The organism is Pseudorhodoplanes sp. (assembly GCF_059499825.1).
The window spans coordinates 46,599-61,727 of sequence record NZ_JCABZI010000007.1 but is presented as its reverse complement, the minus strand read 5'-3'; the positions used below and the strand labels follow the sequence as shown (position 1 = coordinate 61,727).

At 61.8% G+C, this 15,129-nt stretch carries 11 protein-coding genes and 1 tRNA gene; 8 read left to right on the top strand and 4 right to left on the bottom strand.

Going from position 1 to position 15,129, the window contains the following annotated elements:
- The first annotated feature begins 24 nt into the window (after positions 1-24).
- Both iaaH and AC5I5I_RS11055 read left to right on the top strand, forming a co-directional pair.
- Positions 25-1,575, top strand: a complete 1,551-nt coding sequence (gene iaaH, locus AC5I5I_RS11060) for an indoleacetamide hydrolase (RefSeq protein WP_495972870.1) — start codon at positions 25-27, stop codon at positions 1,573-1,575.
- A 136-nt stretch (positions 1,576-1,711) separates the two neighbouring features.
- Positions 1,712-1,785, top strand: a tRNA-Gly gene (locus AC5I5I_RS11055).
- Positions 1,786-1,971: 186 nt separating this feature from the next.
- On the opposite strand, the gene AC5I5I_RS11050 is transcribed toward AC5I5I_RS11055, so the two are convergent.
- The 3 genes from AC5I5I_RS11050 to AC5I5I_RS11040 all read right to left on the bottom strand — a co-directional run bounded on the left by AC5I5I_RS11050 (position 1,972) and on the right by AC5I5I_RS11040 (position 7,433).
- A complete protein-coding gene (locus tag AC5I5I_RS11050; RefSeq protein ID WP_495972868.1) occupies positions 1,972-2,841 on the bottom strand; it encodes a sterol desaturase family protein in 870 nt (289 codons plus the stop codon).
- Positions 2,842-3,228: 387 nt separating this feature from the next.
- Positions 3,229-6,453 (bottom strand): 2Fe-2S iron-sulfur cluster-binding protein, encoded by a 3,225-nt coding sequence (locus AC5I5I_RS11045; protein ID WP_495972866.1) that lies wholly within the window; start codon positions 6,451-6,453, stop codon positions 3,229-3,231.
- Positions 6,450-7,433, bottom strand: coding sequence for a Bug family tripartite tricarboxylate transporter substrate binding protein (locus AC5I5I_RS11040; protein ID WP_495972864.1), 984 nt, complete (start codon positions 7,431-7,433; stop codon positions 6,450-6,452). The genes AC5I5I_RS11045 and AC5I5I_RS11040 overlap by 4 nt, the downstream gene beginning before the upstream one ends.
- Positions 7,434-7,584: 151 nt before the next feature.
- On the opposite strand from AC5I5I_RS11040, the gene AC5I5I_RS11035 reads away from it, so the two are divergent.
- Genes AC5I5I_RS11035 through AC5I5I_RS11025 form a run of 3 tightly spaced genes read left to right on the top strand, consistent with a single transcriptional unit; the run spans position 7,585 to position 9,717 of the window.
- Positions 7,585-8,361: a helix-turn-helix domain-containing protein gene (locus AC5I5I_RS11035; RefSeq protein ID WP_495972862.1), complete on the top strand. Its 777-nt coding sequence runs from the start codon at positions 7,585-7,587 to the stop codon at positions 8,359-8,361.
- A 50-nt stretch (positions 8,362-8,411) separates the two neighbouring features.
- Complete coding sequence (locus AC5I5I_RS11030) at positions 8,412-9,116, top strand: TIGR04283 family arsenosugar biosynthesis glycosyltransferase (protein WP_495972860.1); 705 nt, start codon at positions 8,412-8,414, stop codon at positions 9,114-9,116.
- Entirely contained in the window at positions 9,109-9,717 is a 609-nt protein-coding gene (locus tag AC5I5I_RS11025) for a TIGR04282 family arsenosugar biosynthesis glycosyltransferase (RefSeq protein ID WP_495972858.1), read from the top strand. Before AC5I5I_RS11030 ends, AC5I5I_RS11025 begins: the two co-directional genes overlap by 8 nt.
- A 34-nt stretch (positions 9,718-9,751) precedes the next feature.
- On the opposite strand, the gene AC5I5I_RS11020 is transcribed toward AC5I5I_RS11025, so the two are convergent.
- Complete coding sequence (locus AC5I5I_RS11020) at positions 9,752-11,662, bottom strand: radical SAM protein (RefSeq protein WP_495972856.1); 1,911 nt, start codon at positions 11,660-11,662, stop codon at positions 9,752-9,754.
- Between the two features lie 395 nt (positions 11,663-12,057).
- Between AC5I5I_RS11020 and AC5I5I_RS11015 the strand changes: the two genes are divergently transcribed.
- The 3 genes from AC5I5I_RS11015 (at position 12,058) to AC5I5I_RS11005 (ending at position 15,107) form a co-directional block, all read left to right on the top strand.
- The gene (locus tag AC5I5I_RS11015; protein WP_495972854.1) at positions 12,058-12,741 is read left to right on the top strand and encodes a haloacid dehalogenase type II; all 684 of its coding nucleotides are present in this window, start codon (positions 12,058-12,060) and stop codon (positions 12,739-12,741) included.
- Between the two features lie 172 nt (positions 12,742-12,913).
- Positions 12,914-14,341, top strand: coding sequence for a dihydrolipoyl dehydrogenase family protein (locus tag AC5I5I_RS11010; RefSeq protein WP_495972852.1), 1,428 nt, complete (start codon positions 12,914-12,916; stop codon positions 14,339-14,341).
- A gap of 16 nt (positions 14,342-14,357) precedes the next feature.
- Positions 14,358-15,107: a TVP38/TMEM64 family protein gene (locus AC5I5I_RS11005; RefSeq protein WP_495972850.1), complete on the top strand. Its 750-nt coding sequence runs from the start codon at positions 14,358-14,360 to the stop codon at positions 15,105-15,107.
- Positions 15,108-15,129: the final 22 nt, after the last annotated feature.

Below are 15,129 nucleotides of genomic sequence, written 5' to 3'. Positions count from 1 at the left end.
CCATCGATATCGAGGGACCCGTCCATGCCGCATGCGTCTCGCCGTGACATTCTGACCGCAGTCGCAGGTCTCACGGCAGCCCAGGCCGTTTCCGTTCTGCCGTTCATGAGTTCCGCCATGGGCCAGGGAATGCCGGCTGCTACGCCAGAGACCGCAACGGCGATCGTCGCTGCGATCCGCGAGAAGCGGATGACCGCCACCGATGCGGTGAAAGCCGCGCTCGCCCGTGCCGAGCAGATGAAGCACCTCAATGCGTTCATTACCCTCAACACCGAGGGGGCGCTCGCGTCCGCGCAGAAGATCGACGCGATGGTCGCGGCGGGGCAGCCGTTGCCTCCGCTCGCCGGCCTGCCGATCGTGGTCAAGGACAATATCAACACCGCCGACATGCCGACCACCGGTGGCACCGAGGCGTTGCGCAATGCGCGGCCGAAAGCCAATGCGCCGTCGCTGCAGAAGCTGATTGATGCCGGCGCCATTGTGATAGGCAAGACCAATCTTCATGAACTGGCCTTCGGCATCACCTCGACCAATGCCGCGTCATTTGCGGGCCCCGTGAAGAACCCTCACGACATGACGCGCATCCCTGGCGGCTCGTCGGGCGGTAGCGCGGCTGCGATCGCCGCCGGCATCGTCACGGCCGGTCTCGGCACCGACACCGGCGGCTCGACGCGCATCCCGGCCGCATTGACCGGCACCGTAGGCCTTCGTCCGTCGGTCGGAAATGGGGGCAAGGAGCGGCGCTATCACGACACCAATGCCGTGGTGCCGATCAGCCGCACCCGCGACACCATCGGCCCGATGGGCCGCACGGTCGCTGACGTCGCTTTGCTCGATGCCGTGATGACCGGATCACGGGTTGTCAGCGCGCGTTCTTTGAAGCGCAAGCGGATCGGCATTCCGCTGTCGTACTGGAGCGGACTCGATCCTGACCTCGAGGCGGTGGTGAAGGCAGCGCGCGGCAAGTTGGAGACCGCGGGTGTGGTGTTCGTTGACGGCGACCTGCCGGGGCTCGCAGACCTGAATGCCAAGGTCTCGTTTCCCGTCGCGCTGCATGAGCCCGTGGAGGACTTCCCGGCCTATCTCAAGGCGTCGGGGATCGAGGGCGTGACGATTGCCGATATTGCCGGACAGATCAAAAGTCCGGATGTGCAGGGCGCGTTCGGCGCGATCCTGAAGGACGTGTTCGGCAAGGATTACCCCGATGCGATGAAGGTGCACCGGCCGGCACTCCAGAAGCTGTTTGCCGATTACTTCAAGAGCAACAAGCTCGACGCCATGCTGTTCCCGACCACGCCTGCGCCTGCGGTCCCAATCGATGCGGAGAAGGGGTCTGGCGACATGTCGATCGGCGGCGGCAAGCCGGCGCCGACATTTGCGACGATGATCCGCAATACCGACCCGGGGAGCAACGCCGGCATCCCGGGCCTGTCGCTGTTTGCCGGAATGACAAAAGGCGGGCTTCCGGTCGGGGTCGAAATCGACGGACCGCCTGGTAGCGACCGGATGCTGCTGTCGCTCGGGCTTGCGATCGAAGCCCTGCTCGGAACCGCGCCGGTACCTGCTGCGAAGTGACGGTTGGGCTGCAATCGATTATGCCGGGGGCAACACTGCCGAGACCGGGTCCAGACGCTCGGATAGGGTCTTGTTTCCGACGGCATTTTGTGAAAACAAGCGGGCCGACGGATCCACAAAGCTGCGGGGTTCGCTCGCGGGTGTAGCTCAATGGTAGAGCAACAGCCTTCCAAGCTGATGACGAGGGTTCGATTCCCTTCACCCGCTCCAATACTTAGCCGGGATTCCAAATCCAGAGTTTGCGGCCAGTTCGCGGACGCCCGCCTGTCTGTTTGAACTGAGCCGGCATTGATCTCTCGGTCGGGAAAACAACTTTGAAACAAACACGCATGGCTGAAAAATCTGCCATGTGGCGATCCCAAGAATGCTTTTACCGCGGTTAAAAGTCTGCCGCAGTCAATGCTTGGGTTTGGGGTTGGCGTCTTCTTTGTCAGGAGTGTTGGCGATGCCATCGCTCCGAAAAGGCTGGGACAGCAGTCTATCAAGCCTGAGCTCTGTCGGGTTTCGGAACTGGTCAATCCCAATGGTCATGCGCTCGTGGCCGGATGCAGGCTGCGCTCGATATGTGCGGAACAGACGATCCCACCAGGGCAGATTGAAACCGAAATTACTGTTGGTTTCGAGTGGCAGGATCGAATGGTGGACCCGATGCATGTCTGGTGTGACAACAAGCCAACGCAAAATGCGATCGACGCGAAGGGGGATCCGCAGATTCGCGTGATTGAACATTGAGGTTGCGTTCAGCAGGACTTCAAAGATCAATACGGCGATGGCAGGCACGCCGAACGCGGCGATAACGGCAAATTTGATGAGCATCGATAAAAGAATTTCGATCGGATGAAAGCGTAACCCGGTGCTCACGTCGAACTCGAGATCGGTGTGATGCATGCGATGCAAGCGCCATAGCACTGGGACAGCATGAAAAATCACGTGCTGCAGATAGATCGCGAGGTCAAGGATGACGACCGAGGCCAAGACGGCAACCCAGTTCGGGAGCGCAATCATATTGAACAGTCCAATGCCATTGGACTCAGCCAGAAGCGCAACGCCGACAGCCGTGGTTGGAAAAATGATGCGGACCAGTAAAGTGTCGAGCGCTATGATGCCGAAGTTGTTTGGCCAGCGCCAACCGCGCCGGATGGCCATTTGTCGACGTGGCTTGAAGACCTCCCATATCCCGATGAGACAGAACACGCCGCCAAAGGCGGCCAAACGGATATAGGGTTCGAAAGAAAAAATGATTTCACGCGTCAAGAGATCGTCCATTTTGCCTGGGTGAGGGCCCCCACAAGCCCCACGACGATGGCGCCACCACGGGGTGGCAGATACTCATTCCGGCCGCGCCCCGCGGCGGGGCGTTCGTTTCGACGCCAGCGACAGGTCCAACTCGCCGCGAACAGGTCAGCCTGCGTCCGACGACGCCCCGGCGATAAGTATCCGACTGAATTGTGGAACGACACGGGTCCCCGTCACATTCAGGTCGGTATCACGAACATGTCAGATCGTTGCTCGCGGATCAGAACGATTGGTCCAATATCTCCATCAGTTCGGGCCAGCAGAGGATCTCCAGAGTCTGTCTGTTCTGGTAGGTATCATCCGGCATATCGATTTTCTCCGCCCGCAATATGATGCGGAATTGTTCGTCGCCATCGCTTAAAGGTCGACTTCGACCTCGCTGCCGGCTTGTGCGCCGCGCGAGCAACACAGGATCATTCTTTGTTCGCGTTCCTTCTTGCTCAGGACGTGATCGCGATGCTCGACCTCACCGGACAGCACCTTGACCGCGCAAACACCGCAGATCCCGTCGGAGCATTTCGTGTCCACGACGATGCCCATTTCTGCGAGGACGTCGGTTGCCCGTCGGTCGGCCGGGATCTCGATCTGCTTGCCACTGCGCGCGAGCTTCAGCGTGAACGGCTCGTTCACATAATCCGGCGGTTCGGGAACGGTGAAATATTCGCGATGCAGGGCTTCTTCCGGCCACCCCTTGGCATCGGCGATCGCGAACAATCCGTCCATGTAGCGCGGCGATCCGCAGGTGTAGAGATGAAACCCATCCTGATATCGCGGCAGCAGGCTATCGAAATCGGCACGCGCACCTTCATCCTTCATGTGCAGCCGCACGCGGTTGTGCCACGGCACCTGCGACAGGTCCGACATGAAGGCCGCCGACGGGCGGCTGCGGGCGCTGTAATGCAGTTCGAAGTCGCGGCCGAGATCATGCAGCCGGTGCGCCATGGTGAGCATCGGCGTGATGCCGATGCCGCCCGCAAACAGGAACGACTTTGTCGCATCCTCGTGCAGGGGGAAGTGATTGCGCGGCGGCGAGATGAAAACGCGGCGTCCTTCGCGGAACGCGCGCAGCATCAACAGTGAGCCGCCGCGGCCCTGCGGCTCGCGCTGCACGCCGAGGACATATTTGGAATTGTCGGCCGGGTTGCCAGCCAGGCTGTATTGCCGCAGATATTCCGGCGCGATCACCACGTCCACATGCGCGCCAGCGTCGAATTTCGGCAATTCGTCACCATTGGCTGCGACGAACTCGAAACGGGCGACATCCTCGGCCATGTCCTCGCGCCGCTTCAGGATCACCGGAAAGACCGGCGGCGGTCCGTCAGGAATCTTGAATTGCGGCACCAGGTCAGCGGTCTCGCCGCGCGCGATCCGGGCCTTATGTTCGTCCGGCGACAGCATCGAACGATAGCGCTCGATGCCGGCTTCGCGGTTGACCGGGAAAGGCACCGGGTAGGGCGGCGGCATGACGTCGGCGGGGTAGACCGCCAGTGTCTGATCCTCGTATTTGAGGTCGAGCTCGCGATTGAGCCCACGCGCATGGGTCGCCTTGGCCCGCTTGTGCTGCCCGGTGGCGCGATCGAGATCGATGTCCCACCACCATTTCTTGACCGGGTTAATGCCGCCGCGGCCGAGGCGGTCGTCCAGCCAGGCAATCCAGCGCGCCGCGCCCGGAAAGCGCATCGCCACCCAGCGGAACGCCGCTTCGGAAAACAGCCCTTCCAGATTCCACGGGCAGGTCTTCATGCAGCGGCCGCACATCGCGCCGCCCTGGTTGGTGATCCGGTAGCGCGCGCACTTCTCGGCGTCGGATTTCCAGATCTCGTAGCCGTTATACATCAGCTTCGGCCCGGCGGTGATTGCTCCCGACGGACATTCGCGCGCGCATTTGTTGCAGTTGTTGCAGAAAGTCTGCAGCCCGAAATCGAGCGGCTTGTCGTAGCTGAATGGCAGGTCGGTGGTGACGATGCCCGACTTGAGCCGCGGTCCGAGATAGGGATTGAGGATCACCTCGCCGATGCGCGAGACTTCGCCAAGTCCCGACAGAAGCAGCAGCGGCGGTTGCAACACGTCGCCGTCCAGCACGGTATGTACGCGCGCCGAATAGCCGAGCCTGCGAATCTGCTCGGCGATCACGCCTCCCAGCAGCGAGAAGCGCAGATAGGCGCGCATGCTTTGCGCTACGGATATCCAGTCGTCGCCGCTGGCGCCCTCGAAGGTTTCGTGGCCCTGGTCGAAGAGCATCGACACCGCATTCTTGTGGTAGGGCTTCATCACGTTGCCGGCGGCGTCGTGGCTGTAATACGCCCACTCCGGACAGCGTGAGAGCCCGACGGCATCGGTCGCCATGTAATAGGAAGCGGCCTTCACATTCGCAGCGTTTCGCTTCGGGTCGGTGACCGAGTCCGAGACCGGCCCGCGTGCTTCGCCGAATTGCAGCAGCAACAGCGCGCCCAGCGCACGGCGTGCGCACGCGCCGATGGCGGATTTCTGCACATAGAAGCCGCCCTTGGCGTTGTTCTGCATCTCCTTGCCCATGTCGCCGAAAACGGCGCGTGCGAAAAAATCGGCGCGTTTGGGGAAGCGCGGCACGCGCGGCTCGTCGATGAAAGTGGTCGTCTCGTCGCGCCGGTTCAGCTTTTCGAACGGATAGGCGCCGAGATGGAACGGGCGCCGGCTATAGGGCACCTTGTTGAAGGCATTCTTGGTCGTGCCCTTGCCAAGCCACCATGAGGGTCCGTGGCTGTGCAGCCAGTCGGCGAGACGCGGCGCGGCGAGTGGCTGGTCGGGTGCCAGTGCCAGCGTCGTCGTTACGGCCGCGAGACCAAAGCGCCGCCCGACATAGGGGTTTTCGATCGCCTCGCCGTCGGCGCTGAGATGCGCAAGCCCCGCCGCGACGGCGAGTTTGTTCAGATCGACGTCGCTGCTCGTCACCGTATGCGCACGCGCCTCGTATCCGAGCAGGCGGATATAACTCGATAGCAGGATCGCGGTATTGGCCGCGAGCAGTCCGGCGCGCTGTGCCTGGCTGTCCATGAACCAGTCGGTGCCGGGTTCGGACGACGTCGGATCGCGGGTATATTCGACCAGGAAGACCAGCGCATGGGTGTGATGCGGGATCGGCCCCAGCGTTTTGCGGGCGGAGTCCAGCACGTCGGCATAGATCACGTCGATGCCGGCCGCGAAACTCTTGGGTTGACCCTTTTCAAGCTCGGCCACCAGCACCGGCAGGCTCGGGTTGCGGATCGGCGTCTCGAGCAGAGCCGCTTCCGGCAAAGCGGCGACGCCTACCATTGTGGCGTCGTAGTAGTATCCGGCTGCCTTCAGGTGATCGGAGCGCTCCTGCGGGTCGTCCGGAATCTCCGCGGGTATCGGCGTGACCGCGCCGTCACGCACCACATCGAACATGCCGATATAGCGCGTCATCGCATTGACGAGCGATTCCGGGTTGTGCGGATCGTCGAACGAGACCGGCGCCATCTTCGGAACTGCCGAAAGGTCGGGCTGCGCCAATGACCGGCGCAGCCTCTCCAGCGGGTAGGGGCCGAGATGAACCGGGCGGTTTTTGTACGAGAACAGTTTCATTGTTGCGGTTTGAATCCTGAGGCTTTGACCGCCGGTGCCCAGCGGGCGCTGTCCGCGTCGCGGAAGGCGGCGAGGCCTTCGGGGGTGGAGGTGAGCGGGACCATATTCAGCTTCAGCACCTTTTCTTTGGTCGCCGAGTCCGACAGCCCATCGACGATGATCCTGTTGAGCCGCTTGACCGTCTCGGGTGGCGTCTTGGCTGGCGCATAGACCGCATACCATCCCTGGCCCTCGGCATTGATGCCGGCCTCTTTCATGGTCGGGACGTCAGGCAGGAGCGGCGAGCGTGCATTACCCGACGTCGCAAGCACCCGGGCCTTTCCGCCGCGATGCAGCTCCAGCGCGTCGCCGAGCGGGACCACAGCGATCGGAATCTGTCCGCCGAGCAGGTCAGCCATGACCGCCCCGGACCCGCGATAGCTGACATGCTTCAGGTCAAGCCCGGTACCGGCGGCAACCATCACGGCAAAGAAATGACCAAGGCCGCCGGCACCGGGCGAGCCATAATTCGCCTGCGTCGGGTTCGCCTTGGCCCAGGTGATCAGCTCCTGAATGGTCTTGATGTCGTTCGTCGACGAAACAGCGAGCGCGACATCGAAGGTTGATGCGAGCGAGACCGGTGTCAGATCGCGCACCGGATCGTATTCGAGGCTGGGATAGGAATGTGGATAGATCGCAACCGGCGGGTTCGGCACAAACAGCAGCGTCGTCCCGTCCGGTTCTGCGTTCACCACGGCCTTGACGCCAATCCGGCCGGCAGCACCGGTGCGGTTATCGACGATCACGGGTACCGATAGCCCGGCGCTGAGCTTCTCGGCCACAATCCGGGCCATGGTGTCGCCACCGCTTCCAGCGGCAAAAGGATAAATCAGGCGGACCGCATTTTGCGTTTGGGCGCGGGCATCGAAGCCGCGTGCTGAAACCACCGCGGCTGCGCCGGTGGCGAGAAATAATCGGCGGTTAAGAGATTCGGACGGCATGGCAAATCCTCCGGAGCTTTTGATTCCGACGGTCACACCGACGGTTAGGACCATTCTGGGCTTCCCAGGTCACTGCCGAAAGCTTAATAGACCAAAGGTCCGCCAGACGGACCAAACACTGGAACGCCTGCAAACTTGATCTGTGATTGCCATGTCCGCGGCCCGTGCTTCTCAGACTGTCCATGCCCTGGAGCGAGGGCTGTCGCTGCTTGCAGCGATCAATGAAGCGGGACCGGCCAGCTTGGCCGTTCTGGTGGACGCGACTGGTCTACCAAAAGCCACTGTCGTGCGGCTGCTGCATACCCTGCGCGAAGCCGGCTACATCGAGCGAGCCGAAAATGCGGGTTACCGCTTGTCGCCGCGCGTCCGCGATCTTTTCAGCTCGATTGATCGGGAGAGTGCGCCAACCCAGGCCATCCGCCGCCTTCTCAACGATTTTGCGACCGTCGTGAAATGGCCGGCTGAATTCATGGTGCGCGAAGGCGCGACGATGGTGATCGAAGTGTCCAATCGTGACAGCGCCCCAATCAACTTGCGGAGATTTGAGCATATACGCTTTCCGCTTCTGTATTCCGCTTCCGGGATCGCGCTGCTGGCGTGGTCGAAGCCGCGGCAGCGAGAAGAGATTGTCCGCTCCGCGCTCCTGCAGGAAAAGATCTCCGAGCGCGACGGTGTGGTGCGGACGACCAGGCGCGCAATCGCTGAGACACTTGCACGCGGCTACGCTGTCCACGATTACAACACGCCGATTGAGGGAACGCGCGCAATTGCCGTGCCGGTGTTTTCGGGCGACACTGCGGTTGCCGCGATGGTGCTGATCTATCTGCGCGATGCGCTGCCGCAAAACCAGGTCGACAACGTTCTGTTACCGCGACTGCGGGAGGTCTCGGGCAAGATCAGTCTGCAATATTCCGGCGGTCAGCAATAGAAGATGCAGCCCAACGCGCGGTACTCCCTGGCGAACGCATCGGCAGTATCATGAATGGTTCGCCGATGTCTGCCGCTACACTGAGTGTGATCGTGCCGACGCTCAATGCGGCGCACACCCTGGGGAAGACGCTGGATGCGTTGACGCCGCAGAGGCACGGTTTGATCAAGGAAGTCGTGATCGTCGACGGCGGCTCCGATGACGAGACACTTGATATTGCGCAGAAGCTTGGTTGCCGGGTGGTGCGTGCGAGCAAGGGGCGGGGAACACAATTGCGGCGTGGCGCGGCGGCTGCGACCGGAGAATGGTTGCTGTTCCTGCATGCCGATACGCGACTGAACGCCGATTGGGCGACGGCTATTTCCGACTTTGTTGCGCGGCCCGGGTCCGGTCAGTTAGCGGCGGTGTTTCAGTTCAGGCTTGATGATATCCGGACACGGGCGCGGGCTCTCGAAGTGGTGGTGTCGCTTCGGACCCGCTGGCTGGGACTGCCGTACGGAGATCAGGCGCTCGTCCTGTCGCGGAAGTTCTACGATGACATCGGAGGTTTTTCGGACATCCCGCTGATGGAAGACGTTGACATCATTCGCCGCATCGGACGACGCCGCCTGACCATTTTGCCGGCTTATGCCGTCACCAGCGCGCAGAGATATCGTCGTGATGGATATATGAGGCGCAGCCTGCGAAATCTCACCTGCTTGGCTTTGTATTTTCTGGGCGTTCCGCCGGCGCGAATAGCGAAATTCTATGGTTAGGTCCCGGTCGAAGCCACTGGTCATTCTGATGGTGAAAGCGCCGCGTCCCGGACGGGTGAAGTCGCGTCTTTCGAAACTGATCGGCTCCTCCGAGGCGCTGCGATTCTATCGGGTGACGACGGCACGTTTGATTCGAAGCCTCTCGCGCGATCCAAGGTGGCGGCTGGCAATCGCAGTGACACCGGACACCGATTGTTATGCGAGCTTCTGGCCAGCGGAGGTGCCAAGACTTCGACAGGGTCGTGGTGCACTGGGGGCACGCATGGTTCGTCTTCTCTCGCAGACGTCGCGGCATCCGGTTGTGGTGATCGGCTCGGACATTCCCGGTGTCCAGCCGGCGCATATTGCCGCCGCGTTGCGACAGGTCACCGGCAGCAATCTGGTGCTCGGTCCGGCACCGGACGGCGGATATTGGCTGATTGCGCGCGGCGCCGGCGCACGGCCCTTCAAGTCAGGAGTCTTCGACAACGTCCGCTGGTCGACCGCATCTGCGATGGATGACACCGTCGCCGCCTGGAATGGTCCGGTCGGCTTTGCACCTCGGCTGGCGGATGTCGACACGATAGCGGACTATTGCCAGTGGCGCGCAAATGCCCCGTGAGCGATCCGCTAGCGTGTCTGCCATGGCCGTCCGGCTAGGTGTCGACGTTTACAAAGCGGCTGTCGTCGGCGCCGGTTCGTGTAGCGGGGCTCCGCTCCGCGCTCGCCGGGGCAGGGCTGCAGGATGAATTGCCGAGGACGCAGAATTTCGCGCAACTGGGATGGTTGAGCCAGACGCGCTTCATCGAATCTTGCAAGGTCGCGCCCATTTCGAATTGCGGATCGTAGGCGATCAGCGTGCAGGCCAGAACGACCGGTCGATCCGCGCCCTTCCGCTTCACCACCATCCGCGACTGCGAGCACATGATGTCCTGCGGCGACGATCCGAGAATGTCCCAGCATTGTTCGGTGATTTCAGGAACGTCGGCGCGAGGTTCCATTTCCGGAAACAGTACAAGCCGTTCGGGATCGTTTACGTCGATAATAATGCCGTGCTCTGCAAACAGACGGGCATAGCCGGCGCGCTGAGCGTCCAACTTCTCGCCCCACATGGTCCGGCCGGCCACCGAGACATTGAACCCGGACCGCACCAGCCACAGCAGACCTTGAATTGTTGGAACGAACGTTCCTTCGCCGCGCTCTTCCTCGTGACGCTCTGGTGAAAAATGGTCGAGTGATACGCGCAGTCGAAGCCGGTCACCGTAGCGCATCCTGACTTGCTCAAGCTTCGCCTTCGACCGCTGCATCGGACGCATGGCGTTTGTCAGCACCAGCACGTGATGTCCGCGCGAGAGCGCATCGTCGAGGATATGGAAAAAGTCCGGATTCATGAACGGCTCGCCGCCGGTGAACCCGATTTCACGGGTTCGGAATTTGCCCTGCTCGATTTCGTCGAGAAACTGTGAGACGTCCCGGGGGGTGAGATAGGCTAGCTGATCCTTCCGGGGGCCGGAGTCGATATAGCAGTTTCGGCAGGCAATATTGCAGAGCGTTCCGGTATTGAACCACAGCGTCTTCAGACTCGTGAAGTCGACGGCGGCGCGCTGCTCGCCCTTTGCGGTCACCTCCGGCAGACGAAACTTTCGTTGATCAAGCTCTGGCGCGGACATGTGTTGCGGCCAAAGCGACGTGACCTTCGGACCCTTGGCGCGGCCAGCCGGTTGCCGGTTCGCGGGATGGTGCCAGACAATAGTCCCTGGCACGAGCGCCCGGCCGCGCGCCAGAATTTCCTCCAGGGGCAGGACATCGCAACTCGGCCAGATGCCTGTTGAGAGAGCGAGGGCGTAACCCTCCGGGAGCCCCGCACGCAGCATCTTGCCGGCCGCTGCGGCGTGATCGTAGACGAGGCTGCGGTGCTCGATTGAGAGACCATCGGCGGTGCGGCTGATGATGCTGTACCAGACGCGCGGCGTTCCGTCGTTCGCCGGCATCCCGATTGCTCCGGAGTTATGCCAGAGATATCCCGATATCGACTGTGTGAACGGCAATCCGCAATGTCCGCCGATCATGCCATAGACTCCGGCGGCTTCGATCTCCTTCAGCTTCAGCAGATGTCCTGTGGAGGCGAACACAAATCGGTTGATTGTGCTCGGAATGCCGTGAACCACGGCCAGACGCACACCGTCGAGATCGAGCACCAGCCGATCCGGGAGGCCAGCCATCCATAGCCGATCAGCGGCGCTGAGCTGGTGGCGCGCGTGCTGAAACCAGGTTTTTGAAAGCCGCGAGCAATCGCTGCCTTCCGGAAATCCGCACCCGCAATCGTCTGAGTCGTTTGCGAGGCTTTCCTCGCAATTGCCCTTGATGATGTGCGAGACCGAGTTCCGAACCAGGCCCACGGTCTTTGACGCGTCGGCCGCATACGCGACGACGTCGCCGGTACAGATCATTCGCTCCGGGGTGAAGCCGAGGCGAGCGGCCTCGTCGATCAGGGCCTGTGTCGCTTCGAGATTGCTGTAAGGCCCGCCGAATATCAGGACCGGTCCGGAAGTTCGTATAACTTGCATGTGTCCAGCAAAGATCCAGAGAGCCCACCCCAGAGAGACTAATCATTCACCTGATTGCTGCAACCGCTATGCGCGCAAAGATCGCCATTGTCCGGAACATGCGATTTACAGGACATGCTGTTCCACCCCCGGCTGGCCGCAATTGAGGCATTCCTGTCTTCGGTCTTGGACTTTAAGACGTTACGCGCTTGGTGGAGAATTTCGGAGAAATGTGACAAAGGCCAAGCCAGTTGTCGGCAGCGCCGGGGCAGGGCAGCGAGTATCCGCGAGGCATACTGCTCGACCGCGCACCGAAGGTTATGTGATCCCAACGCGCGCCCGCGCGATTGCGTTTGATGTGCAGACCGCCGATATTTGCTGGTCTAGGCGTGTTATCCACGCGGCGCGGGTCCGGCATGACGGCATTAAGCGAGGCGCGAGCCTGTGTGTTCGATGCGTATGGCACGCTATTCGATTTTGCGTCGGCGGCTCGCGCTTGCCGGGACGAGATCGGCGATGATTTCGACAACCTGACCGCGTTGTGGCGCGACAAGCAGTTGCAATATACGTGGCTGCGCGCGGTACAGAACCGGCACGCGGATTTCTGGCAGGTCACCGGGGATGCACTCGATTTCGCGATGGAGACACTCGGGCTGCAGCGGGCGAACCTGCGCGACCGGCTGATGGCGCTGTATCTCGCGCTCGACGCCTTTTCCGAGGTTTCGGACCTGTTGCGCCGCCTGAAGCGCGCGGATTTACGCTTGGCAATTCTGTCGAACGGCACCCCTCGGATGCTCGACGCGGTTGTCAGCAACGCGAAGCTCGACGGCTTGTTCGACGCGGTCCTGTCGATTGAGGAGGTCGGCATCTACAAGCCGGACCGCAAGGTTTATCAGCTCGCGGTCGACCGGCTCGGCATCCCGAAGGAGAATATTTGCTTTGTGTCATCCAATGCCTGGGACGCATTTGCGGCGTCGGCATTCGGGATGCAGGTGGTCTGGTGCAACCGCTACGGGCAGCGCCGCGAGCGCCTTCCCGGAAGCCCGAACGACGAAATCAAGAGTCTCGCCGAGCTTCCAGCTCTGATCGGAGTGCCATGAACCTGTCAGCGTCGGAAGGTCATTCCGGATCTTCGAAGGTTGTGGCTTGCCTGCGGTGCGCAGTGTCGGACGGGATTTCCGCGCATCCTGCAGGACACCGCGCCATACGTGGGCACCGCATTGGTTCACGGGTGACGATGAACCTTTTGAAGCGGCACCGCGAGCGGCCGCAATGAGCAGGGAAGGACGCTTCGATATTTGCGTCATTGGCGGCGGATCGGGCGGTCTATCTGTCGCCGCCGGTGCGGCACAGATGGGCGCCAATGTGGCATTGGTCGAGCGCGCCCGAATGGGCGGCGATTGTCTCAACACCGGCTGCATCCCCTCCAAGGCGCTGATCGCAGCGGCGCACCGCGCTCATGCAATGCGCGATAGCGAAAAATTCGGAATAGCTAGTGTCACGCCGGACGTGCGCTTCGAGGACGTGTACCGGCACGTTCACGGCGTCATCGCCGCGATCGCGCCGCATGACAGTGTCGAGCGTTTCTCCGGTCTTGGCGTCAATGTCATCAAGGCCGAGGCGCGTTTCCTTAAGCCGGACCTGCTCGCCGCAGGCGACGCCCGCATTCGTGCCCGCCGCTTCGTGATTGCAACCGGGTCCCGGCCCATGATCCCGCCGATCGCCGGTCTGTCCGACTGCAAATACCTCACCAATGAGACGATCTTCGATTTGCAGGAACGGCCGGACCACCTGATCGTCGTGGGCGGCGGCCCGATTGGGGTCGAACTCAGTCAGGCATTCCGGCGGCTGGGCTCGCAGGTTACGCTGGTCGAGCGCGCGAACATCCTGCCGCGCGACGAGCCAGAGGCCGTCGCCATCGTTCGCGCCGCGCTGCGCCAAGGCGGCGTCGAACTGCTCGAGAATGCAGAGATCGTTGCGGTCGCGCAGTCGGGCGGCGTCGAAGTGTCGGTCCGGACCGAGGGCGGCGAAGCACGCAGCATGACCGGCTCGCATATCCTCGTTGCGGCGGGGCGCAAGCCCGATCTCGACAGCCTCGATCTGGCCGCGGCCGGGGTGGAGCATGGCCCGAAGGGCATTACCGTTGATGCGCGGTTGCGAACGAGCAACCGGAAGATCTTTGCGATCGGCGATGTGTCCGGCGGTCCGCAATTCACCCACATTGCGGGCTATCACGCCGGCATCGTGATCCGGAATGCTTTATTCTCGCTACCTGCACAGGTTGATTACCGGGCGCTACCCTGGGTCACTTACAGCGACCCGGAACTGGCCCATGTCGGTTTGACCGAAGTGCAGGCCCGCGCAGAAGGGCACTCCGTCTCGACCTTGGCGGAGCCGTTGCGGACGAATGACAGGGCTCAGGCCGAGCGCGCGACCGAAGGCCTTGCCAAGATCGTTCTTGGCTCACGGGGGCGAATCCTCGGCGCGACCATCGTCGCGCCGCATGCCGGAGAACTGATAGGGCTATGGGGACTCGCCATCGGTCAGCGCATGACGCTATCGGCCATGGCCGGGATGATTGCGCCTTACCCGACGCTATCGGAGATATCGAAAAAGGTGGCCGGCCAGTATTACACCAAGACATTGTATGGCGACCGGGTGAAGGCTCTTGTGAGGGCGATACAGTGGCTGCTGCCCTGAGCAGGCGGGACGCGAAATGCACGGGGCACCGAGACGCTTCATTCCAGGCTGGACGTCCATCATCCGCGACCGACGGATCTGGATCGGCATCGCTATCATCGCGGTCATCACCGGTCTCCATCTCTCCGGAGCCGGTGAATTTCTCTCGCTCGATACGTTGCGAGCCTACCGCAAGACGCTGACCGGTCTGGTCGAGCAGCACCCGATTGCGTCGGCGGCCATCTATCTTGCCGTCTATATTCTGGCTACCGCGCTGTCCGTTCCCGGTGCCGTCGTCCTGACGCTGGCTGGCGGCTTTCTATTTGGTGCGCTGTATGGAGCCGCATTCGCGGTGGCCGGCGCGACCATCGGCGCCATCGCATTGTTTCTGATCGCACGCTTCCTGATGAAAGGGCGGACGCTGGATGCGTTCGGCCCGAAGGCGGCTTCGCTGGGTGAGGGCATCCGTCGAAACGCCTGGTCCTATCTGCTGGCGCTTCGCCTGGTTCCGCTATTCCCGTTCTTCCTTGTCAATATCGTGCCAGCCTTTGTCGGCGTCGCATTGCCGGTGTTCGCAGTGACGACCCTGTTCGGCATTATACCAGGGACTCTCGTCTATAGTGCCGCCGGTGCCGGGCTTGGCACTATCTTCGACACGGGTGAGGACTTCACGGTCAGTTCGGTGCTAACACCAAACATCATCGCGGCATTGGCCGGCCTTGCGGCGTTGTCCCTTGTCGCGATTCCTATCCGAAACGCGTTTGCTGGAAAACAGCAGGACAATTGAGTGCAATCCCTCGTTAAGGTCC

Excerpts from the sequence above, each read along its gene's own strand:
- AC5I5I_RS11020 (WP_495972856.1), bottom strand. The coding sequence starts at position 11,662 with ATGCAAGTTATACGAACTTCCGGACCGGTCCTGATATTCGGCGGGCCT.
- iaaH (WP_495972870.1), top strand. The coding sequence starts at position 25 with ATGCCGCATGCGTCTCGCCGTGACATTCTGACCGCAGTCGCAGGTCTC.
- AC5I5I_RS11050 (WP_495972868.1), bottom strand. The coding sequence starts at position 2,841 with ATGGACGATCTCTTGACGCGTGAAATCATTTTTTCTTTCGAACCCTAT.
- AC5I5I_RS11030 (WP_495972860.1), top strand. The coding sequence starts at position 8,412 with ATGAATGGTTCGCCGATGTCTGCCGCTACACTGAGTGTGATCGTGCCG.
- AC5I5I_RS11015 (WP_495972854.1), top strand. The coding sequence starts at position 12,058 with ATGACGGCATTAAGCGAGGCGCGAGCCTGTGTGTTCGATGCGTATGGC.
- AC5I5I_RS11005 (WP_495972850.1), top strand. The coding sequence starts at position 14,358 with ATGCACGGGGCACCGAGACGCTTCATTCCAGGCTGGACGTCCATCATC.
- AC5I5I_RS11035 (WP_495972862.1), top strand. The coding sequence starts at position 7,585 with ATGTCCGCGGCCCGTGCTTCTCAGACTGTCCATGCCCTGGAGCGAGGG.
- AC5I5I_RS11040 (WP_495972864.1), bottom strand. The coding sequence starts at position 7,433 with ATGCCGTCCGAATCTCTTAACCGCCGATTATTTCTCGCCACCGGCGCA.
- AC5I5I_RS11045 (WP_495972866.1), bottom strand. The coding sequence starts at position 6,453 with ATGAAACTGTTCTCGTACAAAAACCGCCCGGTTCATCTCGGCCCCTAC.
- AC5I5I_RS11010 (WP_495972852.1), top strand. The coding sequence starts at position 12,914 with ATGAGCAGGGAAGGACGCTTCGATATTTGCGTCATTGGCGGCGGATCG.
- AC5I5I_RS11025 (WP_495972858.1), top strand. The coding sequence starts at position 9,109 with ATGGTTAGGTCCCGGTCGAAGCCACTGGTCATTCTGATGGTGAAAGCG.